At 61.8% G+C, this 22,518-nt stretch carries 22 protein-coding genes; 12 read left to right on the top strand and 10 right to left on the bottom strand.

Annotated features, from left to right (window positions below; translation table 11 throughout):
• Nucleotide 1 precedes the first annotated feature (1 nt).
• Nucleotides 2–703 (bottom strand): creatininase family protein, encoded by a 702-nt coding sequence (locus tag RG540_RS11440; protein ID WP_038587887.1) that lies wholly within the window; start codon nucleotides 701–703, stop codon nucleotides 2–4.
• Nucleotides 704–911: 208 nt separating this feature from the next.
• Here RG540_RS11440 and RG540_RS11435 point away from each other — a divergent pair, with 208 nt between their 5' ends.
• From RG540_RS11435 to RG540_RS11425, 3 genes are all read left to right on the top strand, one after another.
• Nucleotides 912–1,466, top strand: coding sequence for a MarR family winged helix-turn-helix transcriptional regulator (locus RG540_RS11435; RefSeq protein WP_244446652.1), 555 nt, complete (start codon nucleotides 912–914; stop codon nucleotides 1,464–1,466).
• A complete protein-coding gene (locus tag RG540_RS11430) occupies nucleotides 1,463–3,055 on the top strand; it encodes an ABC transporter substrate-binding protein (RefSeq protein ID WP_038587883.1) in 1,593 nt (530 codons plus the stop codon). Before RG540_RS11435 ends, RG540_RS11430 begins: the two co-directional genes overlap by 4 nt.
• An 86-nt stretch (nucleotides 3,056–3,141) precedes the next feature.
• Entirely contained in the window at nucleotides 3,142–4,092 is a 951-nt protein-coding gene (locus RG540_RS11425) for an isoaspartyl peptidase/L-asparaginase family protein (protein WP_038587880.1), read from the top strand.
• Nucleotides 4,093–4,166: 74 nt separating this feature from the next.
• On the opposite strand, the gene hppD is transcribed toward RG540_RS11425, so the two are convergent.
• Nucleotides 4,167–5,282 (bottom strand): 4-hydroxyphenylpyruvate dioxygenase, encoded by a 1,116-nt coding sequence (hppD, locus tag RG540_RS11420; RefSeq protein ID WP_038587877.1) that lies wholly within the window; start codon nucleotides 5,280–5,282, stop codon nucleotides 4,167–4,169.
• A 124-nt stretch (nucleotides 5,283–5,406) separates the two neighbouring features.
• Here hppD and RG540_RS11415 point away from each other — a divergent pair, with 124 nt between their 5' ends.
• Nucleotides 5,407–5,886, top strand: a complete 480-nt coding sequence (locus tag RG540_RS11415) for an Lrp/AsnC family transcriptional regulator (RefSeq protein ID WP_038587874.1) — start codon at nucleotides 5,407–5,409, stop codon at nucleotides 5,884–5,886.
• Here RG540_RS11415 and RG540_RS11410 read toward each other — a convergent pair.
• The gene (locus RG540_RS11410) at nucleotides 5,883–6,359 is read right to left on the bottom strand and encodes a MarR family winged helix-turn-helix transcriptional regulator (protein WP_038587870.1); all 477 of its coding nucleotides are present in this window, start codon (nucleotides 6,357–6,359) and stop codon (nucleotides 5,883–5,885) included. The genes RG540_RS11415 and RG540_RS11410 overlap by 4 nt on opposite strands.
• A 79-nt stretch (nucleotides 6,360–6,438) precedes the next feature.
• Here RG540_RS11410 and hmgA point away from each other — a divergent pair, with 79 nt between their 5' ends.
• The 3 genes from hmgA (at nucleotide 6,439) to maiA (ending at nucleotide 9,550) form a co-directional block, all read left to right on the top strand.
• A complete protein-coding gene (hmgA, locus tag RG540_RS11405; protein WP_038587867.1) occupies nucleotides 6,439–7,803 on the top strand; it encodes a homogentisate 1,2-dioxygenase in 1,365 nt (454 codons plus the stop codon).
• Nucleotides 7,804–7,889: 86 nt separating this feature from the next.
• Nucleotides 7,890–8,909: a fumarylacetoacetate hydrolase family protein gene (locus tag RG540_RS11400; protein ID WP_038587864.1), complete on the top strand. Its 1,020-nt coding sequence runs from the start codon at nucleotides 7,890–7,892 to the stop codon at nucleotides 8,907–8,909.
• Nucleotides 8,906–9,550 (top strand): maleylacetoacetate isomerase, encoded by a 645-nt coding sequence (maiA, locus tag RG540_RS11395; protein WP_038587862.1) that lies wholly within the window; start codon nucleotides 8,906–8,908, stop codon nucleotides 9,548–9,550. The genes RG540_RS11400 and maiA overlap by 4 nt, the downstream gene beginning before the upstream one ends.
• Here maiA and RG540_RS11390 read toward each other — a convergent pair.
• Together RG540_RS11390 and RG540_RS11385 are read right to left on the bottom strand one after the other, a co-directional pair.
• Entirely contained in the window at nucleotides 9,531–10,169 is a 639-nt protein-coding gene (locus tag RG540_RS11390; protein WP_038587859.1) for a TetR family transcriptional regulator, read from the bottom strand. The genes maiA and RG540_RS11390 overlap by 20 nt on opposite strands.
• A 164-nt stretch (nucleotides 10,170–10,333) precedes the next feature.
• On the bottom strand, nucleotides 10,334–10,693 hold the full coding sequence (locus RG540_RS11385) for a hypothetical protein (protein ID WP_038587856.1): 360 nt from the start codon (nucleotides 10,691–10,693) through the stop codon (nucleotides 10,334–10,336).
• Nucleotides 10,694–10,704: 11 nt separating this feature from the next.
• Here RG540_RS11385 and RG540_RS11380 point away from each other — a divergent pair, with 11 nt between their 5' ends.
• Nucleotides 10,705–11,853, top strand: a complete 1,149-nt coding sequence (locus RG540_RS11380) for a M20 family metallopeptidase (protein WP_038587853.1) — start codon at nucleotides 10,705–10,707, stop codon at nucleotides 11,851–11,853.
• Nucleotides 11,854–11,859: 6 nt separating this feature from the next.
• Here RG540_RS11380 and RG540_RS11375 read toward each other — a convergent pair whose 3' ends face one another.
• The 5 genes from RG540_RS11375 to ytfQ form a co-directional block, all read right to left on the bottom strand.
• Nucleotides 11,860–12,603, bottom strand: coding sequence for a FadR/GntR family transcriptional regulator (locus RG540_RS11375; protein WP_038587849.1), 744 nt, complete (start codon nucleotides 12,601–12,603; stop codon nucleotides 11,860–11,862).
• A complete protein-coding gene (gene yjfF, locus RG540_RS11370; protein ID WP_080724918.1) occupies nucleotides 12,604–13,590 on the bottom strand; it encodes a galactofuranose ABC transporter, permease protein YjfF in 987 nt (328 codons plus the stop codon).
• Complete coding sequence (locus RG540_RS11365) at nucleotides 13,587–14,636, bottom strand: ABC transporter permease (protein ID WP_038587846.1); 1,050 nt, start codon at nucleotides 14,634–14,636, stop codon at nucleotides 13,587–13,589. The genes yjfF and RG540_RS11365 overlap by 4 nt, the downstream gene beginning before the upstream one ends.
• Complete coding sequence (locus RG540_RS11360; protein WP_038587843.1) at nucleotides 14,633–16,159, bottom strand: sugar ABC transporter ATP-binding protein; 1,527 nt, start codon at nucleotides 16,157–16,159, stop codon at nucleotides 14,633–14,635. The genes RG540_RS11365 and RG540_RS11360 overlap by 4 nt, the downstream gene beginning before the upstream one ends.
• Before the next feature lie 106 nt (nucleotides 16,160–16,265).
• Nucleotides 16,266–17,225, bottom strand: a complete 960-nt coding sequence (gene ytfQ, locus RG540_RS11355) for a galactofuranose ABC transporter, galactofuranose-binding protein YtfQ (RefSeq protein ID WP_038587840.1) — start codon at nucleotides 17,223–17,225, stop codon at nucleotides 16,266–16,268.
• A gap of 330 nt (nucleotides 17,226–17,555) precedes the next feature.
• On the opposite strand from ytfQ, the gene araD1 reads away from it, so the two are divergent.
• The 4 genes from araD1 (at nucleotide 17,556) to chvE (ending at nucleotide 22,479) form a co-directional block, all read left to right on the top strand.
• Nucleotides 17,556–18,548 carry an AraD1 family protein gene (gene araD1, locus RG540_RS11350; RefSeq protein ID WP_038593575.1) on the top strand — a complete coding sequence of 331 codons (993 nt, stop codon included), beginning with the start codon at nucleotides 17,556–17,558 and terminating at the stop codon, nucleotides 18,546–18,548.
• A gap of 7 nt (nucleotides 18,549–18,555) precedes the next feature.
• Nucleotides 18,556–19,482, top strand: coding sequence for a Gfo/Idh/MocA family protein (locus RG540_RS11345; protein ID WP_038587837.1), 927 nt, complete (start codon nucleotides 18,556–18,558; stop codon nucleotides 19,480–19,482).
• A gap of 2 nt (nucleotides 19,483–19,484) precedes the next feature.
• Nucleotides 19,485–21,329, top strand: coding sequence for an IlvD/Edd family dehydratase (locus RG540_RS11340; protein WP_157884651.1), 1,845 nt, complete (start codon nucleotides 19,485–19,487; stop codon nucleotides 21,327–21,329).
• A gap of 118 nt (nucleotides 21,330–21,447) precedes the next feature.
• On the top strand, nucleotides 21,448–22,479 hold the full coding sequence (gene chvE, locus RG540_RS11335) for a multiple monosaccharide ABC transporter substrate-binding protein (protein WP_244446674.1): 1,032 nt from the start codon (nucleotides 21,448–21,450) through the stop codon (nucleotides 22,477–22,479).
• The last annotated feature ends 39 nt before the right edge of the window (nucleotides 22,480–22,518 follow it).

The raw sequence follows: 22,518 nt of genomic DNA, 5'->3' as shown, positions 1-22,518 counted from the left end.
GTCAGTGCCAGTCGTTTTCGAGAAGTTCGCGGGTTTCCGCGACGGCCACGTCCCAGATCGCCAGCATGTCCTCGTCGGGACGCTGGTAGAGGCCGTGATAGTTGCCGTCGCCGAGGAGCGCACGTTTGCGGGCCGCGTCGACGCGGGCGAGGCCGGCGAAATCTACCTTCGGTTTGGCACCCGTTGGCTGGCGCTGGTCGGTCGTGCGGGTCCAGGGGAAATTCTCCATCCAGGAGGCGTGCGAGGCGGCCGGATCGGTTTCCTGCACCTTTGCCCAGGTTTTGGGCGCCCGCCACCAGTCATGGAATTTCACAGAGGTATCAGGATGTGCATTCAGCCATTCGGAGATGACGGCTGTCGCAGGCGTATTGCCGCCATGGCCGTTGACGATCAGGACACGCCGGAAGCCGGAGCGGTGGATGCTGTCCATCAGGTCACGGATCACGCCGACATAGCTTGAGAGCGTCAGTGTCAGCGTACCGGGAAAGGTCGCAAACGACGAGGCGAGGCCGTAGGGGAGGACCGGGAAGACCGGAATGCCGAGCGGCTCTGCCGCATCGAGCGAGACCTTTTCGGCAAGGATCATGTCTGTCGCGAGGCTGAGATAGGCGTGCTGTTCAACGCTGCCGATCGGAAGCACGCAACGGTCATCCTCGACCGTCCGTTGCTCCACCTGCATCCAGTTCATGTCCGCGATCTTCATAAATTTCCACCTGCATCCCTACTGCGCAAAATTTGACCAAGATCTCACTCCTGCGCACAAAAAATGTGCCTTGACAGGCGCTGTGCCGATCAAGTGTAAAGTTCCATACGGAACTAAAAAAAGAGATTGACAGCCAAATAAGCTATCGTCAAGTTCCATACGGAACAAAATCCAGGTAGGATTTCTGCGGGAGTTGACGGCGTTGCAATTGGAAATCTCATCCTTCGATGCGCTCCTCAAGCAGGGCGGCAAGGCGGCCGCCGGCAATCATGGCGTCGATGATCTGGTGTCAGTGAAGCTGTGGCAGAACCCCTGCTGGCTTTCCTTCCGCATCAATTTCCTGGCACTGCTGTTCAACGAGCCAATCTATCGCTGGATCGAAAAAGAGTACGGGCTCGCCCGGCCGGAATTCGTTGTTCTCTATTCGCTCGGCCTTTCCGACGGACTGACGGCAAGCGCCATCAGCAGCTCCTCCGGTTTCCCCAAGAATACGATGAGCCGGGCGATCCAGAAGCTGATCGACAAGAACATCATCCGGCGCGAGGTCGATGCGGCGGATCTTCGAAGCTTCGTCCTTTACATCACCGACGAAGGAAGGCGCATTGTCGACGAAACCATGCAGCCGATGGTGGAGCGCGAAAAAGTCATGCTGTCGGGGCTGACGCCTGCCGAAAAGCTGATGCTCTCCGAACTGCTGGCGAAAGTCGTCGTGGACTCACCCAACTGGCCCCCAATGATAAATATAGAGGAGAACGAACAATGACGATTTTGAAGACATTCCGCACGGCGGCTCTCGCCGCCGTACTGCTCGGCGGCGTTTCGGGTGCTGCACTTGCCGCCGACCTGACGATCGGCGTACGCGCCGGCCCGTTGTCGGTGGACCCGCATTTCACCGCCGCCGGCACCCATGCCGAAGCGGTCAAGCATATCTACGACTCGCTGGTGAAATCCGGCAACAACCTCGAACTCGAGCCGGGCCTTGCAACCAGCTGGACGGCCGTTGACAGCACGACCTGGGAGTTCAAGCTTCGCCCGGGCGTCAAATTCCATGACGGTTCCGATTTCACGGCCGAGGACGTGAAATTCTCGATCGAGCGCATCCCGGCAGTTACGGGCCCGAACCCGACCACCATCTACGTCCGCCGCGTGCGGGGCATCGAGATCGTCGATCCGCTGACGATCCGGATCAAGACCGACGGTCCTGCGCCGAACCTGCCGAACGATTTCATCCGCCTGTTCATCGTATCGCATACGGCTGCCAAGGATTTTTCCGCCAATGCCGACAAGGCTTCTGAGGGTTTCAATTCCGGCAAGGCGGCGATCGGCACCGGCCCCTACAAGTTCGTCTCCTGGACGCCGAAGGAGCAGCTCGTGCTGCAGAAGTTCGACGGCTACTGGGGTGAAAAGGAGCCTTGGGACAAGGTGACTCGCAAGGAGATCCCCAATGATGCGGCCCGCGTTGCGCAGCTGAAGGCCGGCCAGGTCGACCTGATCTCGCGCATCCCTGCTTCCGACGTCCCGACGCTGGAGAAGGATACCAAGCTCACCGTCGTGCGCCAGAACAGCGTCTACCTCTTCAATATCGCCTTCGACTTCCGTGAGAAGCCGCCGCAGGTGAGCGCCAAGGACGGCTCGCCGCTGCCGAAGAACCCCTTCCTCGACCCCAAGGTGCGCGAAGCCTTCGATCTGGCGATCGACCGCGAAACGATCACCGAGATCGCCATGGAGGGCATGGGGGCGGTTCAGTCGCAGCTCGTGACGCCGAACATCTTCGGCTGGAACCCGGCCGTCAAATCCACGAAGGCCGATCCGGCAAAGGCCAAGAAGCTGCTTGCCGAAGCGGGTTATCCGAACGGCTTCAAGGTGACCTTCTCCTTCACCAACGACCGCCTGCCGGGCGACAAGGATGTCGGCACAACGATCGCCCAGATGCTGACGGCGGTCGGCATCCAAGCGGAGGCGAACGCGCAGCCGGGTGCCGTCTTCTTCCCGGCCAATACGCGCGGCGACTATTCGATGGCGATGTCGGGCTGGGGCACGCTGACGGGTGAATCGAACTACACGCTGTCGTCGCTTGCACACAGCAACGACCCGAACACCAAGCTCGGCGCCTTCAATCTTCGCGGCTATGTTAACAAGACGATGGACAAGCTGATCGAGGACGCCGCCGTCGAGATGGACCCCAAGAAGCGCGAAAAATTCCTGATGGATGCCAATGCCCTGGTGTCGACCGACCGGCCCTATCTGGCGATCGCCTCGACCGTCTCGGCCTGGGGCATGAAGAAGGGCATCACCATCGTTCCCCGTTCCGACGAGGACACGCTGGCAATGAACATCCGCCCGGCGAAATAAGCATCCCGCCCTGTGAGCTACCGGCCGGGCATCTCGCCCGGCCGTTTTTTCTGAAAAGCCTTCAAGTTCGGACGGGAGAAGGACCGATGGGAAAGATTGCGCTGGCGATCCACGGCGGCTGCGGCGTCATGGCAAAACTCGACCTGAGCGACGAGGAATGGACGGCTGCCCGTGTCGATCTCGGACGGGCGCTGAAAGCCGGCTGGGAAATCCTGACGGCAGGAGGTGCGGCGCTCGATGCGGTGCAGGCGGCCGTGGTCGTCATGGAGGATTCGCCGCATTTCAACGCCGGTTACGGTGCGGCCCTCAACACCAACGGCAAACATGAGCTCGACGCTTCGATCATGGACGGGCGCACGCTCGAAGCCGGCGCGGTGACGCTGGTTCGGCGTATCCGCAATCCGATCAAGGCGGCTCGCAAGATCATGGAAAAGGGCGATGCGATCCTGCTTGGCGGCGATGCGGCCGACGATTTCGCCCGCGAGGCCGGTCTCGATATGGTCGAGCCGGACTATTTCACCACCGAGCGGCGCATCAAGGCTCTGGCGGCAATGAAGGCGCATGCGGCAGCCGGCACGGCTGCGAAAGCGAGCGAGGCGGAAAAGCACGGTACCGTCGGTGCCGTGGCGCTCGACAGCGCCGGGCATCTCGCGGCTGCGACATCGACTGGCGGATACAACAACAAGCCGGAAGGCCGGATCGGCGACACCCCGATCATCGGCGCCGGAACCTACGCCCGCGACGGCGCCTGCGCTGTGTCCGGCACCGGCAAGGGTGAATATTTCATGCGTTATGCCGTCGGCCATGAAGTGGCGGCCCGCGTCTCCTATCTCGGTGAGAGCGTTGAGAAAGCCGCCGCAAAGGTCATCCAGGAGGACCTGAAGCAGCACGATATCGGGGCCGGGCTCGTGGCGGTCGGCGCCGACGGCTCGATCACCGCGCCTTACAACACGGACGGCATGTTCCGCGGCTGGGTGACACCGGAGGGTGAATTCTACGTCGCCACCCATGGCGAGGTTTTCCCGATCAAGCCCTGAGCCGGCAGAGCTTTCGACACGAAAAGCCCGGCGGAATGACCGCCGGGCCTTGCACCCCTCCGGAGCTGCTCTTGTTATTCGGCGGCTTCCTGCGGCTTCAACACGCCCCGGCGGATCTGGTCTTCCTCGATGGATTCGAAGAGGGCGCGGAAATTGCCTTCGCCAAATCCTTCGTCGCCCTTGCGCTGGATGAACTCGAAAAAGATCGGGCCGATCACCGTTTTCGAAAAGATCTGCAGCAGGATCTTGGTCATGCCGCCGTCGACCACGCCTTCGCCGTCAATCAGGATGCCGTGTTTCTTCATTCGGTCGATCGGCTCGTCATGGCCGTGCACCCGGGTGCCGGACTTTTCGTAATAGGTATCCGGCGGGCCGGGCATGAATTTCAACCCATTGTCGGCAAGCTTGTCGGTCGCCTCATAGATTCCGTCTGCGCCGACCGCGATGTGCTGGATGCCTTCGCCCTTGTACTTCTTCAGGAATTCCTCGATCTGGCTGGTCTCGTCCTTCGACTCGTTCAGCGGGATGCGGATCTTGCCGCAGGGCGAGGTGATCGCCCGGCTCGTCAGGCCGGTGATGCGGCCGTCGATGTTGAAAAAGTGGATCTGCTTGAAATTGAAGAGTTCGCGGTAGAAGTCCCACCACTTGTCCATGTTGCCGCGATAGACATTGTGGGTCAGGTGGTCGAGGTAATAGAAACCGACGCCTTCGGGCCTGGGGTTGCGCTCGCCCAGCCATTCGAATTCAGCCTCATAGGCCGACCCCTTCTCGCCGTAGGTCTCGATGAAATAGAGAAGCAAACCGCCGATGCCGACGATGGCCGGCACGTCGAGCGTCTTGTCCTTGCCCTCATAAGGCGTGGCACCCTTGGCGACCGCGTGGTCGAAGGCGTGTTTGGCATCGACGACGCGCCAGGCCATCGCCGGCGCGCAGGGGCCGTGCTCATCGACGAAGCGCATGGCGTGGCTGCCCGGCTCGGCATTGACGATGTAATTGATGTCGCCCTGGCGCCAGACGGTGATGTTCTTCGTCCTGTGTTTCGCCACCGGCCTGTAGCCCATGCGGGTGAACAGCTCTTCCAGCTTCTGCGGTTCGGGATGGGCGAATTCGACGAATTCGAAACCATCGGTGCCGGCCGGGTTATCGGCGGTAATCTGCGAAACCGGTGCGTCGTGCGGGAAAGGACCCATGGCAAACTCCTCCTGTCATTTGATCATCATGATGATGCAGGAGAGGCGCATTGTGCTTGCAATCTTGGCGATGTTCTGCTCGATTTGTGCATGAAATGTGCGGACATGAGGAGTTCCATGCACGATGGACGCGCTGGACGGATATGACCTGAAGATCTTGAGCCATCTGCAGACCGACGGGCGGCTGACCAATAACGAATTGTCGGAACTCGTCGCGCTCTCCCCATCACAATGTTCGCGCCGCCGGGCGCGGCTCGAAGGCGAGGGGTTTATCCAGACCTATCGGGCACATCTCAACCGGCAGAAGCTTGGTCTCGACCTGCTCGTAGTGATCGCCGTGACGCTCGCCACGCATAATCGCGACAATGCCAAGCGGTTCGCGCGCCTTGTCGAGGACCTACCGGAAGTGCTCGAGTGTTTCTCGCTGACCGGCGAGATGGACTATCACCTGAAGGTGGTGACGCGCGATCTCGCGGGCCTGTCCCATTTCGTCAACGACATATTGCTGCCGCATGAGAGCGTGCAACATGTCAAAACGTCGATCGTTCTCAACGTGTTGAAGGATTTTGGTGGGATTCCGATTCAGAAGCCCGCCAAGGCTTAAAGATCGTCCGGCTCCGGTCGCTTTCCCTTGTCCGAGCGGCGGATGACTTGCTCGATTGCCGCGAGGCCGGTCGAAAGCGCCTTGATGCCCGCTTGGCCGATTTCCGCCTCCAGTTCGGCCTGATAGCGGCGGGCGAGCTCGATCAGTTCCCGGTAGGCCAGCTGCCCGGCGGCGGTCAGTTCCAGATGCTCGACCCGGCGGTCTGCCTCGTCCTGGCTGCGCTTCAGCCAGCGACGCTGTTCGAGCGCGAAGACGGCGCGGCTGACCTTGGTCTTGTGCATGCTGGAATGAGTGCCGACAGCCTTTGACGCCATGCGGCCCGAACTGCCGAGCGCTGCGAGCGTGCGCCATTCCGGCCGGGTCAGGCCGTACTTTGCCTTGTAGTAGGCGGCGAAGCGCAGGCCAACGAATTCGGCGGCGCGGTTGAGCCTGTAGGGGAGAAACTGTTCGAGGGCGAAACTATCGGTCGTCATGATGTTGATCGGGCGTTGATGGTTACAAAAATAATGGTTACGTTTGCAACCATGTCGTCATCATGGGAGGAAACAAGCCATGCTGGACAAGGTCGATCCAAACGCCACGCAATTCACCGGGGCGAATGTCGAGACGCTCGCCTATATGCCGGGTTTCGGCAATGATTTCGAAACCGAGAGCCTGCCGGGCGCCTTGCCGCAGGGCCAGAACAGCCCCCAGAAATGCAATTACGGGCTTTATGCCGAGCAGCTTTCGGGTTCGCCGTTCACCGCCCCGCGCGGTACCAACGAGCGCTCCTGGCTCTATCGCATCCGCCCGAGCGTGCGCCATACCGGCCGGTTCACGAAGATCGACTATCCGCTGTGGAAGACGGCGCCTCACATCGCCGAACACTCGCTGGCGCTGGGCCAGCTTCGCTGGAGCCCGGTGCCGGCGCCGAGCGAAACGCTGAATTTTCTCGAAGGCATCCGCACGATGACGACGGCGGGCGACGCGCTTTCCCAGACCGGCATGGCGGCGCATCTCTATGTCTTCAATGCCGACATGGTGGACGATTATTTCTTCAATGCCGATGGCGAGATGATGATCGTGCCGGAGGCGGGCTCGATCCGCGTCTTCACCGAACTCGGCAAGATGGATCTCGAACCGTCGGAGATCTGCATCATCCCGCGCGGCACGATGTTCAAGGTGACCCGGCTCGGCGAGGAAAAGGTGTGGCGCGGTTACATCTGCGAGAATTATGGCGCCAAGTTCACGCTGCCGGATCGCGGCCCGATCGGCGCCAACTGCCTTGCCAATCCTCGCGACTTCAAGACGCCGGTTGCCGCCTACGAGGACAAGGAGACGCCCTGCCGGGTGCAGGTGAAGTGGTGCGGCTCCTTCCATGTGACCGAGATCGGCCATTCGCCGCTCGACGTGGTGGCATGGCACGGCAATTATACGCCTTACAAATACGACTTGCGCACTTTCTCGCCGGTCGGCGCCATTCTCTTTGACCATCCCGATCCGTCGATCTTCACGGTTCTCACCGCACCGTCCGGCGAGGAGGGGACCGCCAATGTCGATTTCGTGATCTTCCCGCCACGCTGGCTGGTGGCCGAACACACGTTCCGGCCGCCCTGGTATCACCGCAACATCATGAGCGAGTTCATGGGCCTGATCCAGGGCCGCTACGACGCCAAGGAGGAGGGTTTCGTGCCGGGCGGCATGAGCCTGCACAACATGATGCTGCCGCACGGACCGGATTTCACCGGCTTCGAAAAGGCCTCCAACGGCGAGCTGAAACCGGTCAAGCTCGAGAATACCATGGCCTTCATGTTCGAGACCCGTTTCCCGCAGCAGCTGACGAAATTTGCAGCCGAACTGGAGACGCTGCAGGACAATTATGTGGATTGCTGGTCGGGGCTCGAGCGAAAGTTCGACGGTACGCCGGGGATCAAGTGAGGCGGCGTTACATTACGGTTGCCTTCTGGCGCGATCTCCACACATTCTGTGGGCAATACCAACGATAAAACGGGAAACACTCATTCATGAAGCTCGCGACACTGAAGGATTCCACCCGCGACGGCCGCCTGGTCGTCGTCTCGAAAGACCTCACCCAGTGCTCGGAGGTCGGTCATATCGCCCGGACCCTCCAGGCGGCGCTCGACGACTGGGCGTATGTCGGTCCGCGGCTCGAACGGGTGGCGGACGGTATCGAGACCGGTGCGCAGCCGACCATCCGCTTCCATGAACATGATGCGGCGTCGCCGCTGCCGCGGGCATACCAGTGGGCCGACGGGTCTGCCTACCTCAATCACGTCGAACTCGTGCGCCGGGCGCGCAATGCGGAGATGCCGGAAAGCTTCCGGACCGATCCGCTGATGTATCAGGGCGGCTCCGACAGTTTCCTCGGACCGCGCGATCCGATCCCGCTTGGCGACGAGGCCTGGGGTGCGGATATGGAAGGCGAGATTGCGGTGATCGTCGGCGACGTGCCCATGGGGGCTTCGGTAGATGAGGCGCGGGAGGCGATCCGTCTCGTGCTTCTCGTAAACGACGTGTCTCTGCGCGGGCTCATCCCCTCCGAACTCGCCAAGGGTTTCGGCTTCTTCCAGTCGAAACCGTCCTCCGCCTTTTCGCCGGTCGCGGTCTCTCCGGACGAGTTGGGTTCCGCCTGGGATGGCGGTAGGCTTTCGCTACCGCTCAAGGTCGATCTGAACGGCAAGCCCTTCGGCCGGGCCAATGCCGGCGTCGATATGACGTTCGACTTCCCGCAGCTGATCGTCCATGCGGCGAAGACGCGGCCGCTGGTGGCCGGCACGATCATCGGTTCGGGCACGGTCTCCAACAAGCTCGACGGCGGACCCGGCAGGCCGGTCGCCGATGGCGGCGCCGGTTATTCCTGCATCGCCGAGATCCGCACCATCGAGACGATCAACCTCGGCGTTCCAAAGACGCCGTTCCTGCATTTCGGGGATACGGTGCGGATCGAGATGAAGGACGACAAGGGTCATTCGATTTTCGGTGCGATCGAGCAGACCGTGACGAAATACGAGAAGGCAGGATGAGCGACACGGTTCTCTACGATTACTGGCGGTCCTCGGCGAGCTATCGTCTGAGGATCGCCCTCAACATGGTCGCCGAAACATTCCGTACGGTTCCGGTCGATATTCTCGCCAAGGAGCACAGGTCGCAGGAGCATCTCGCCCGCAATCCGCAAGGGCTGGTGCCGGTTCTAGAGATCGACGGGCACAGTTTCACCCAATCGCTGGCGGTCATCGAATATCTCGACGAGACGCGCGGCGGCGCCTTCCTGCCGGGCGATTCTGTCGGCCGACAGCGGGTGAGGGCGCTCTCCTACGTTATCGCCATGGAAATCCACCCCGTCTGCAATTCGCATGTCGGCGCCCATGTCATGTCGATCACCGGCGGCGGAGAAGAGGCGCGGGTTGCCTGGATGCGGAAGTTCATCGGCGAGGGGCTGGCGGCGTTCGAAGTGTTGCTCGATTCACCCTCGACCGGCGCGTTCTGTCATGGCGACCGGCCGAGCATGGCGGATATCTGTCTCGTGCCGCAGGTCTACAACGCGCGGCGATGGGGCGTCGATCTCTCTGCCTGCCCCAGGCTCGTCGCGATCGCTGACCGCTGCGTCGAATTGAAGCCCTTCGCAAAAGCCCATCCGGACCAGGTTAAGCCTTCAGGTAGCTGATCACCGCGTCGGCGATCATGCCCTTGTGGCGCTCCATGGTCGCCGGCTCCGAAAGATCTCGGCGGAAGATGGTGCCGAACGTGTAGCGGTTGGAGACGCGGAAGAAGCAGAAGGCGCTGATCAGCATGTGAATGTCGATCGGGTCGGCCGTACGGGCGAATACGCCGGCGGCGACGCCGCGTGCCAGGATCACGGTAATCGTCTCGATGACCGAGACGTTCAGGTCGCGGATCGCGTCCGAGCGCAGCATATGGGCGGCGTGGTGGATGTTTTCGATGCTGACCAGCCGGACGAAATCCGGGTTGGCTTCGTCATGGTCGAACGTGGTCGAGATCAGCACGCGCAGCGCCTGTTCCGGCGGCAAGTTGGAAAGCTGCAGATCCTCTTCCAGGGTGCGGATCTTGCGGTAGGCGCGTTCGAGGACGGCAAGGTAAAGCCCTTCCTTGCTGCCGAAATAATAATAGATCATCCGCTTCGAGGTGCGGGTCTTCTCCGCGATCGCATCGACGCGGCCACCGGCAAGCCCGTGAGTCGCAAACTCCTCCGTCGCCACGTCCAGGATGTTTTCCTGGGTGCGCTGCGGATCATTTTTCCTGCCGTTTTCGCGTTTTGCCGCCATCCTCAAAGCCGCCTTTGCCCTTGCGTACCGCCCGTGCTCAGAGAATCGGGCATTGTGGATACTCGATCGGCCACATCGAATTTCCGCATTTTTTCCAAAATCATAACGGGCTTGCGGGTCGCTTTCAATAGATCGTGCTTGGCACACTGACTAGTTCGTACATTTTATTGTTCTTGCCGATTGATCCATGAGGAGGCGGTCCCGGCGGAAGCTATCTTGTCAAACCAATTGGACGGGTGGCTGTATTTCAGCTGTTCACTGGCCGGGAGCCGGACGCGGCTCGTATGCTCCAGCATTTCAAGGCACTGGCGGCCTGAGCGAAATCCCTGAAGCCTGTTCGTCACATAGTCGCGCACGACGATACGCCATTCGGTCCCGGATTTGGGATCGAGGTGCGCCTTTTTGAGCGCCGGCGATTTTTGCCCGTTGTCCCCGCAGCGGGTCTGGCGATCCTGGCTTGGCCGACTATAGTGACCGGGCCGCGCCTGCTGCGGTATCACCCCCGCCTGCCGAAGAACGCCCAAGGTAATTTCTCATGACGCTTGCCATTTCCGCCAAAGACATCGACGACAAGGCTCTCATCGACGAGTTGAAGCAGTGGGTCGAGATCGAGACGCCGACGCTCGATGCGGTTGCGGTCAATGTATTGGCGGATCGGGTCGAGGCGATCGGCAAGGCGGCGGGTCTGGAGACGGAGCGGCTGCCGGGCACGCTCGGTTTCGGCGATATCCTCGCGGTCCGCTCGCCACGTCCGGCCGGTAGCAACGAAAAGACCGTCCTGGTCCTGGCGCATCTCGACACCGTGCACGCGGTCGGGGTGATCAACAACCAGCTTCCGCTGCGACAGGAAGGCGACAAGCTCTATGGGCCTGGCATCTACGACATGAAATCCGGAGCGCTGATGGCGCTCGAGGCGATGAAGCTTGCCGTCATGCATGGCAGCAGGATGCCGATCCACCTGATCTTCGTTCCGGACGAGGAGATGGGCAGCCTGTCATCGCGCGCCTTCATGGAAGACGCGGCGAAGAGCGCCGGTTACACGCTGGTGGTCGAGCCCGCCCGCGACGGCGGCAAGGTCGTGGTCGCTCGCAAGGGTGTCGCCATGTACGATGTCACCATCCGGGGGCGTGCGGCACATGCAGGCGCGCGGCCGCAGGATGGCCGCAGCGCCATTCGCGCCGCAGCCCGGCTGGTTCTGGAATTGGAAGCACTCAACGATACCGAGCGCGGCGTGACCGTCACGGTCGGCACGATCCGGGGCGGAACGGGTCGCAATACGGTGCCGGCAGAATGCCGGTTGCAGGTGGATGTGCGTGTGCCCGACGATGCGATCGCTAAGGAGATCACGACCAAGATCGAGGCGATGAAGCCGGTCGATCCGGACATCACCTTCGAAATCGACGGCCAGATGAACCGCCCACCCTTCGCGCAAACGGATGAGGGCAAGCGCCTCTTCGACGTTGCGGCGGAAATCGCCGACGGCCTTGGCATGAAGCTCGAAGGCATGGCGACCGGTGGTGGCTCGGACGGCAATTTCACCGCAGCACTCGGCGTTCCGACGCTCGACGGACTCGGTGCCGATGGTGCCGGCCCGCATACGTTCAACGAGCATATCTTCGTCAGCAGCGTTGCACCGCGCACCGCGCTGCTCGCCAACCTGATGATTTCACTGGAAGCGAAATAAGCCGTCTCAGGCCGGCAAGGTCACCTCGAACGAGTTGGCAATGCGGCTCTTGCCGACCTCGATGACGTGTCGCATGGCGAAGATCGCCTTGTCAGGATCACGGGAGGCGACCGCATGGGCGATCCGCAGGTGGTTGGTGGCGACCTCGTCGATCTTTTCCGGCGAGGCGGCCGGCGAGGAGAGCTGGAAGGAGATGGCAAGCGCCGCCTCGATCAGTGCGCTCGCCGAGCGCATGAACGGATTGCCGGACATGCGGGCGATGGCAAGGTGGAATTCGAGGTCCACCTTTGCGATGGTTTCCGGCGTATGGGATAGGTCGTCGAATTTCGCGGCGATCGCGTAGAGCGCGACGATGTCGTCGCTCGAGGCGCGCAGCGCGGCCGCGGCCGCGGCTGCCGGTTCCAGCGCCATGCGCATTTCCGCCAGATGCTCGATGAATTCGAAATCCAGCCCGGATTCGAAGCGCCAGCCGAGCACGTCCGAATCGAAGAAGTTCCAGCTGGCCTTGTCGAGCACGCGGGTGCCGACCTTGGCCTTGGCTTCGACCAGCCTCTTGGCCGAGAGCGTCTTCATGGATTCGCGCAACACCGTGCGGGAGACGCCGAAACGGGCGGAGAGCTCGGTATCACCAGGCAGCAGGGAACCTTCCGGGATCTTGCCGGAAACGATCCCCCGGCCGAGCTCCGCCACCACATGCGCGTGGTTGCTGCGGCGCTTTCGCCCACTGATCGTCGTTTCCAGAAGTCCCACTCAGATCTCCTTCAGCCGGCTCTCGGCCAGTCGCCGGTTTGAATACCAGATGATTCCGCGCTGCAATACAATGAAGACGAAGAGCAGGATGCCGATGACGATTTTCGTCCACCAGGACGACAGCGTGCCGTCGAAGACGATGTAGGTCTGGATCAGCCCCTGGATCAAAATCCCGATGAATGTTCCCGCGACCAGGCCGACGCCGCCGGTGAGCAGCGTGCCGCCGATGACGACGGCTGCGATCGCATCGAGCTCGACGCCGACCGTCGCCAGCGAATAACCGGACGAGGTGTAAAGCGTGTAAGCGATGCCGGCGAGGCCCGAGAGGAAGCCGGACAGCGCATAGATGCCGACCGTCGTGGAGCCGACCGGAACCCCCATCAGCTCGGCTGATTGCTGGCTGCCGCCGATCGCATAGACATTGGCGCCGAAGCGGGTGCGGCCGGCGATGAAGGCTCCGACGATGAACACCAGCAGCATCAGCAGGGCAAGCGCGGTCAGCCTGCCGCCACCCGGGAAGCGGAAATAGAAGCCCTGGATCGCGTCGATCATCTCGTGGCTGATCGGCACGGATTCCGTCGAGATCAGGTAGGCAGCGCCTCGGGCCAGGAACATGCCGGCAAGCGTCACCACGAAGGGCGGTATGCCGAGATAGCGGATCATGGCGCCCATCAGACTGCCGAACAATGTCGAGACGACCAGCACTGCAGCGAAGGCGACCAGCGGGTGGACGCCGAGCGAACCGACCAGGACGGCGACGAAGACGCTGGTAAAGGCAATCACCGAGCCGATCGATAGATCGATACCGCCCGACAGGATGACGAAGGTCATGCCGACCGCGGCGATGCCGAGAAAGGCGTTGTCGGTCAAAAGGTTACCGATCACCCGGGTCGACAGCATGTTCGGGAACTGCAGAACGCAGAGGGCATAGGCGATGACGAAGATGCCGAGCGTGGTGACGAAGGGCAGGTTGCGGGTATGGATCATCGGACCGTTCCCTCCGCCTTGTGGGATGACTCTCGGGATACAGTTTCGGCTTTGCGCCGTGGAGCCTTGACGAAGCCGAGCAACGCCATGATCGCCGGCGACTGCAGGGTCAGAACGATCATGATGATGCCGGCCTTGATGATCAGGTTGAATTCCGGCGGGAAGCCGGAAACGAGGATGCCCGTGTTGATCGACTGGATGATCAGCGCGCCGATCAGGGATGCGGTGATCGAGAAACGCCCGCCGTTCAGCGAGGTGCCGCCGATGACGACGGCGAGGATGGCGTCGAGTTCAAGCCAGAGGCCGGCGTTGTTGGCATCTGCGCCGCGGATATCGGCGGTGACGATCAGGCCGGCGATGGCGGCGCAGAGGCCGGAGATCGCATAAACGAAGAACAGCAGGAAGCGGGCGCGCACGCCGGCAAGGGTCGCAGCGCGGCGGTTGATGCCGGTTGCCTCGATCAGGAAACCGAGCGCCGAGCGGCGGACCAGCAGGCCGATGATCAGGGCGGCGCAGACCCAGATGAGGATCGGGATCGGGATGCCGCCCAGCGAACCGGAACCGAGCGCTGCAAAGCTGTCATTGTTGAAGGTGAGGATGACGCCTTCGGTGATCAGCTGGGCGATGCCGCGGCCGGCCACCATCAGGATCAGCGTGGCGATGATCGGCTGGATGTCGAGCAGGGCGACCAGCACGCCGTTCCAGAGGCCGCAGGCGAGGCCGACGCCGAGCGAGATCAGGATCACGACCGGCAGCGGATAATCGTGTGCGATCAGCGTCGCGGCGACTGCGCCGCAGATGGCGATCACCGCGCCGATCGAGAGATCGATGCCGCGGGTGGCGATGACCAGCGTCATGCCGATCGTCAGCAGCGCGACGGGGGCGGCGCGCACCAGGATATCGATCAAACTGCCGTAGAGCCGGCCGTTCTGGAACGAAACGTTGAGGAAGCCGGGCGCGACTGCCGTGATAAGGGCAAGGATGACTGCAAGCGCGACAATCTGGGGTGCCAGCCGTTTCAGCCGGCGGGTGAAGCGGTCCATCATGCGGCCTCCGTGTGGGCCGGCGCTGCGATCGCCTGCATGATGTTGTCGGCAGTCACCCGATCGCCCTTGAGTTCGGCGATATGTTTGCGGTCTGAAAGCACGATGACGCGATGGGCGATGGCGGTCAGTTCCTCCAGTTCCGAGGAGATGACGACCAGCGACATGCCGTCGGCGCAGAGTTTTTCGATCATTTTCAGGATTTCCGCATGCGCGCCGATATCGATGCCGCGGGTCGGTTCGTCTAATATCAGCAGACGGGGTTCGGTCGCCAGCCAGCGGGCGAGGATCGCCTTCTGCTGATTGCCGCCGGAGAGGAATTTCATCTGCCTGTTGGGATCGGCCGGCCGAATATCCAGCGACTTGATGAAGTTTTCCGCGAGCGCTGCCTTTTCCCGCGAGGAGATCGGCTTTGCCCAGCCCTGGCGGGCCTGGACCGCGAGCGCGATATTATCGGCGACCGAAAAATCGCCGATGATGCCGTCCGTCTTGCGTTCTTCGGGGCAGAAGCCGAAGCCGCTGGCAATCGCCGCTTCCGGGGAGGAGAGGGCGACATGCTGGTTGTCGACGGTCGCCGTTCCGCTGTCGGCACGGTCGATGCCGAAAAGCAGGAAGGCGGTCTCGGTGCGGCCGGAGCCGAGCAGGCCCGCGACGCCGACCACTTCGCCGGGTCGGATGTCCAGATCGAAAGGTGCGACGCTGCCGCGCTTGCCGTAGCCTGAGAAGCGGATCGGCGCTTCGGCCGTCGAGGCGACGGTTTCCTCCTGCGCCTGATGTTCGCGGGTGATGTGCTGCAGCTCGCGGCCGAGCATCATCGAAATCAGCTCCAGCCGCGGCAATTCGGCGAGCTTGCGGGTGCCGACAAGCCGGCCGTTGCGTAAGACCGTGACACGATCGGCGACCGCATAAACCTGGTTGAGAAAATGGGTGATAATGATGATGCCGAGGCCTTCCTCGCGCAGCCGGCGCAGGACGGTAAACAGCATCTCCACTTCGTGAGCGTCGAGGCTGGCGGTCGGTTCGTCGAGCACCAGAACCTTGCCGGACAGGTCGACGGCGCGGGCGATGGCGACAAGCTGGCGGATTGCTACGGAATAGGTCGAGAGCAGGGCGTCGACATCGATGTCGAGGCCGTAACGTTCCAGAAGCGCCTTTGAGCGGCGGCGCATCTCGCGGCGGTCGATCAGACCGAACCGGCGCGGCTGGCGGCCCAGGAAAAGGTTCTCCGCGACCGTCAGGTTTTCGAGGAGGTTGACCTCCTGATAAACGGTGCCGATACCGAGGCCTTGTGCTTCCGCGACGCTCGACGGGGTCACCTCGGCGCCATCGAGGCGCATGGTGCCGTGATCGCGGCTATAGACCCCGGTCAGGATCTTGATCAATGTTGATTTACCGGCGCCGTTTTCCCCGAGAAGAGCATGAATCTCGCCGCGTTCGAGGGTGAAATCCACGCCCTCAAGCGCTGTGATGCCGAGGAAGGCCTTGCCGATGCCCCGGGCTTCCAAAAGTGAATTCGTATCCGACATGCCTAAGTCCCGCGTCTATCGAAGAACCGGAGCGGCGAGGTGCACCGCTCCGGTTGCTGGAGTCGCCCGGCTCTAAGGGGTAAGGGTAGAGCCGGGCGGCGGGAGGTCAGTAACCGAGGCCTTTCTTGGCTTCGTAGACCTTCATCGGGTCATCCTTGGCGGTATAGAGTTTCGATTCCGTCTGAATCCACTTCGGCGGAGCCTTCTTGTCCTTGAGATAGGCATTGAGGGCTTCGAAGGCGGGGCCGGCCATGTTCGGGGTCAGCTCGACCGTCGCATTGGCTTCGCCCTTGGCCATCGCCTGGAAGATGTCCGGCACGGCGTCGATCGAGACGACCTTGATGTCGGAACCGGGCTTCAAGCCGGCTTCCTTGATCGCCTGGATGGCGCCGACCGCCATGTCGTCGTTATGGGCATAGACCGCGCAGATATCCTTGCCGCCGCCCTCGGCCTTGATGAAGCTTTCCATGACTTCCTTGCCCTTGGTGCGGGTGAAGTCGCCGGTCTGCGAGCGGGCGATCTTGATGTTGGAATGTCCGGCGATCGCCTGTTCAAAACCCTTCTTGCGGTTGATGGCGGGCGAAGAGCCGGTCGTGCCCTGAAGTTCCACGACCTTGCAGTTCTTGGAACCGATTTCCTTGACCAGCCAATCGCCGGCGACCTTACCTTCGAACACCTGGTCGGACGTGACGGCGGTCAGATAGAGGTCCTTCGGCGATTCGATGTCGCGGTCGAGCAGGATGACCGGGATTTTCTCTTCCTTGGCTTCCTTGAGAACCGCATCCCAGCCGGTGGCGACCACCGGTGCGATGAAGATCGCGTCGACCTTTTGGGCGATGAAGCCACGGATCGCCTTGATCTGGTTTTCCTGCTTCTGCTGGGCGTCGGCGAATTTTAGGGTGACGCCGCGTTTTTCGGCTTCCTGCTTGGTGACCGTGGTTTCGGCGGCACGCCAGCCGGATTCCGAACCGATTTGCGAGAAGCCGACCGTTAGAGACGCGGCGGAAACACCGGATGCCAAAGATAGGGTGAGAGCGGCTGCAGCTGCCGCGAGAGCTCTTTTCATCTTAAATCCTCCCAGAGATGAGAAAGCGAACTGACGCTGCAAGGTTTGGCATATAATATTACTTTTTCAAGCGCTATTTTCGAATGAATTTTGAAAAGAGCGACGTCCCCTCTACCATTGAGGGAAACAATCGTTTGAATCTGCAGGATAAATGGGGTTTCTGAAAAATATCGGAATTGGCGAAAGCGCTTTTTCTTATCCTTGACAAGCCCGCCGCCAATCCAATAGTCGTATTAATGACTACATCGGGCCAGACGGTTCTGATGGGAGGAGTGGCATGGCGACAGGAGACGCCATGTTGATATTGGAAGCATTTGGGTGATGAAATCGATGTTGCGGGTTCTTCAGGTCGTGAATGGCGCTGGTGCGTCTATTGTCGTCGCGTGGGATGGCGAAGGTGCTGCCCGCGCGGTCAACGGCGTTTCGTCAACCTATGACCTCGCCTCCCAGGCGATTGCCGCCGGCCGGACTTTGGCTCAGCGTATCGACACGGCCGGTCTCGGCGATGTCGTCGATCTTGAAAAGGCCGCGGGCGAGGGTCGCCTTGGCCTGCCGATCACCCATCCGGACCCAGCGCATTTCATCGTTGCCGGCACCGGATTGACCCATCTCGGCTCGGCCGATGGCCGTGACAAGATGCACAAGGCGGCGCAGTCGGCGGAAAAGCCGACCGATTCCATGCGCATGTTCCTGATGGGCGTCGAAGGCGGCAAGCCGAAGCCCGGTGAGGCCGGCGTGCAGCCGGAATGGTTCTATAAGGGCAACGGCTCGCAGCTTCGCGCCACCGGCAGTGATCTCGTGTCGCCGGCCTTTGCGCTCGACGGCGGCGAGGAGCCGGAACTGGCGGGCATCTATCTGATCGGTCCGGACGGCACGCCCTTCCGGCTGGGCTTCTGTCTCGCCAACGAATTTTCCGACCACGTGACGGAGAAGGGCAACTACCTCTGGCTCGCCCATTCCAAGCTGCGCCAGGCCGCCCTCGGCGCGGAACTCCTGGTCGGTGACCTGCCGGACCACGTGGAGGGTACGTCCCGCGTGCTGCGCGGCGGCGAGGTAATCTTCGAAAAGCCGTTCCTGTCCGGCGAGGCGAACATGTCGCACACGATCGCCAATCTCGAACACCATAACTTCAAATACGACATCTTCCGTCAGCCCGGCGATCTGCATGTGCATTTCTTCGGCACGGCGACGCTGTCATTCTCGGAAGGGATCAAGACGGAGCCCGGCGACGTTTTCGAGATTTCCGCTGCTCCCTTCAAGCTGCCGCTCGTCAACCGGCTGACTGTCGCGGCGGACACGCCCGTGACGATCAAGAAGCTCTGAGGCGGCCATGGCTCCCATCCGCGTTGCTATTGTCGGGCTTGGAAAGATCGCAAGGGATCAGCATCTCGGCGCGATCGAAGCGACCGACGGCATCGAGCTCGTCGCCGTCGCCAGCCGTCACGCCAAGCTCGATGACATCGCTTGTTTCCACGAAATCGGCGACCTGCTCGCCTCGGACGTCAAGTTCGACGCTGTCTCTCTCTGTACGCCGCCCGTGGGGCGCTTCGAGCAGGCAAAGGCGGCACTCGATGCCGGCAAGCATGTGATGCTCGAAAAGCCGCCGGGTGCGACGCTTTCGGAAGTGTACGCGCTGGAAAAACTCGCCAAGGCGAAGGGCGTTTCGCTGTTCTCGACCTGGCATTCGCGGGCTGCCGCTGCCGTCGAGCCGGCGCGGGCGCTGCTTGCCAAACGCAAGATTCGCAGCGTTGCGGTGGAATGGAAGGAAGACGTCCGCCACTGGCATCCGGGCCAGGCCTGGATCTGGGAGCCCGGTGGCCTCGGCGTCTTCGACCCCGGCATCAACGCGCTGTCGATCGTCACGCGCATCCTGCCGGAGAGCTTTCATCTCACCCGTTCCGAATTGACCTTCCCGGCCAACCGGGCGGCGCCGATTGCGGCAAGCCTGTCTTTCGAAACGGATAGCGGCGTGCCTGTTTCGGCCGAATTCGACTGGCGCCAGACCGGACCGCAGACCTGGGATATCCGTGCGGAGACCGACGAGGGTCCGATCGTTCTGACCCATGGCGGCAGCCGCCTTTTCGTCGATGGCAAAAGCGCGATCGTCGAAGAAGACCGGGAATACCGCAATCTCTATCGTGATTTCGTCACGCTGGTGGCCGAAAGCCGCAGCGATGCCGATTTCTCGCCGCTGGTGCATGTCGCCGATGCCTTTATGCTGGGCCGGCGCATTCAAACAGACGTATTTGAGGACTGATGATGACCAACTCGGAAAACGTAACTTCGAACGAGATCGCCGAAACCGACAAGAGCCGCCAGGCGGCCCGAAAGCTCCGCTCGCGCGCGTGGTTCGACAACCCGTCGAATGTCGATATGACGGCGCTCTATCTTGAGCGCTACATGAATTTCGGTCTCAGCCAGGCGGAACTGCAGTCCGACCGGCCGATCATCGGCATCGCCCAGACGGGTTCCGATCTTTCGCCGTGCAATCGGCACCACCTGGAACTGGCGCATCGTCTGCGCGAGGGTATTCGCGAAGCAGGCGGCATCGCCATCGAATTCCCGGTCCATCCCATCCAGGAAACCGGCAAGCGCCCGACCGCCGGCCTTGACCGCAACCTTGCCTATCTCGGCCTTGTGGAAGTGCTTTACGGTTATCCGCTCGATGGCGTCGTGCTGACGATCGGCTGCGACAAGACTACGCCGGCCTGTCTTATGGCGGCGGCAACCGTCAACATTCCGGCGATCGCGCTCTCCGTCGGCCCGATGCTGAACGGCTGGTTCCGCGGCGAGCGCACCGGCTCCGGTACCATCGTCTGGAAGGCGCGCGAACTGCTGGCCAAGGGCGAGATCGATTATGCGGGCTTCGTGAAGCTCGTTGCCTCCTCGGCGCCGTCCACCGGCTATTGCAACACGATGGGCACGGCGACGACAATGAATTCGCTCGCCGAAGCGCTCGGCATGCAGCTTCCGGGCTCTGCTGCAATCCCCGCGCCTTATCGCGACCGGCAGGAAGTCTCCTATCTGACCGGGCTTCGCATCGTCGAGATGGTCAAGGAAGACCTGAAGCCTTCCGAAATCCTGACCAAGGAAGCCTTCATCAACGCCATTCGCGTCAATTCGGCGATCGGCGGTTCGACCAACGCGCCGATCCATCTGAACGCGCTCGCCCGTCACATCGGCGTGGAGCTCACCGTCGACGACTGGCAGACCTACGGCGAGGAAGTGCCGCTGCTCGTCAACCTGCAGCCGGCAGGCGAATATCTCGGCGAGGACTATTATCATGCCGGCGGCGTCCCGGCCGTCGTCAACCAGCTGATGACTCAGGGCCTCATCCATGAGGACGCGATGACGGTCAACGGCAAGACGATCGGCGAGAATTGCCGTGGCGCGATCATCGAGGACGAGAAGGTCATCCGCCGCTATGACGAGCCTTTGAAGGCCCATGCGGGTTTCCGGGTGCTGCGCGGCAACCTGTTCTCTTCGGCGATCATGAAGACCAGCGTCATCTCGCCGGAATTCCGTCAGCGTTATCTCTCCAACCCGAACGATCCGGAAGCCTTCGAAGGCAGGGCGGTCGTGTTCGACGGGCCGGAGGATTATCATCACCGGATCGACGACCCGTCGCTCGAAATCGACGCGCATACGGTCCTGTTCATGCGTGGCGCCGGCCCGATCGGGTATCCGGGTGCTGCCGAGGTCGTCAACATGCGCGCCCCGGATTATCTCCTGAAGCAGGGCATCTCGTCGCTCGCCTGCATCGGCGACGGCCGCCAGTCGGGAACCTCGGGCAGCCCGTCGATCCTCAATGCCTCGCCGGAAGCCGCCGCCGGTGGTGGTCTCGCGATCCTGCGGACCGGCGATCGGGTGCGCATCGACGTCGGTCGCGGCACCGCGGACATCCTGATCTCCGACGAGGAGATGGCAGAGCGCCGCAAGGCTTTGGAAGCCGACGGGGGATACCGTTATCCGGAGCATCAGACGCCCTGGCAGGAAATACAGCGCCACTATGTCGGCCAGCTCGAAACCGGCGCAGTGCTGGAGCCGGCCGTCAAATACCAGCGGATTGCCCAGACCAACGGCATTCCGCGCGACAATCACTGACCGTTTCGGTTCTCAGGGCGGCGAGGGGCCGCCCTACAACAAGATTGGCGGCTCGAAGGGAGCCGCTCCAAAGGAGGAGTAATCCATGCGAATGTTCAAATATCTCGCGACAGCGGCCATGTTGGCCGGTCTGGTCGTCGCGGCTCCGGCCAGTGCCCAGGAAAAGGGCCTCGTCGGCGTCGCCATGCCGACCAAGTCTTCCGCCCGCTGGATCGCCGACGGCGACAACATGGTCAAGGTTCTGAAAGAGCGCGGTTACAAGACCGACCTTCAGTACGCTGAAGACGATATCCCGAACCAGCTCTCGCAGATCGAGAACATGATCACCAAGGGCGCCAAGGTGCTGGTGATCGCCTCGATCGACGGCACGACGCTGACGGACGTGCTGCAGCAGGCTGCCGACAAGAAGATCAAGGTCATCGCCTATGACCGCCTGATCCGCAACAGCGCCAATGTCGACTACTACGCCACGTTCGACAACTTCCAGGTCGGCGTCCAGCAGGCGACCTCGCTGGTCAAGGGTCTCAAGGCAGACACCGAGAAGGGCCCGTTCAACATCGAGCTCTTCGGCGGCTCGCCGGACGACAACAACGCCTTCTTCTTCTACAACGGCGCGATGAGCGTTCTGCAGCCGCTGATCGACAAGGGCGTGCTGAAGGTCGGCAGCGGACAGGTCGGCATGGACAAGGTCGCAACGCTTCGCTGGGATGGCGCAACCGCCCAGGCCCGTATGGACGCGATCCTCTCCTCCACCTATTCCAACAAGAAGCTGGATGCAGTCCTGTCGCCTTATGACGGCATCTCGATCGGTATCCTTTCGTCCCTGAAGGGCGTCGGCTACGGAAGCGGCAACATGGCGATGCCGCTCGTGAGCGGACAGGATGCCGAAGTGCCTTCGGTCAAGTCGATCCTTGCCGGCGAACAGTATTCCACCATCTTCAAGGATACTCGTGATCTTGCTAAGGTGACTGTCGATATGGTTGATGCGGCCATGAGCGGCAAGGAGCCGACCGTGAACGATACCAAGACCTATGATAACGGCAAGAAGGTCGTTCCTTCCTACCTGCTGAAGCCAGTCGTGGTTGACAAGTCCAACTGGAAACAGGTTCTGGTCGACAGCGGTTACTACAAGGAATCGCAGATCAAGTAAGTCTTTCCACCCGCGCGGCGGCAACCCCGCCGCGCGGTC

This window comes from Neorhizobium galegae bv. orientalis str. HAMBI 540 (assembly GCF_000731315.1).
GTDB lineage: Bacteria > Pseudomonadota > Alphaproteobacteria > Rhizobiales > Rhizobiaceae > Neorhizobium > Neorhizobium galegae.
This window is presented reverse-complemented; position numbering and strand designations above follow the sequence as displayed.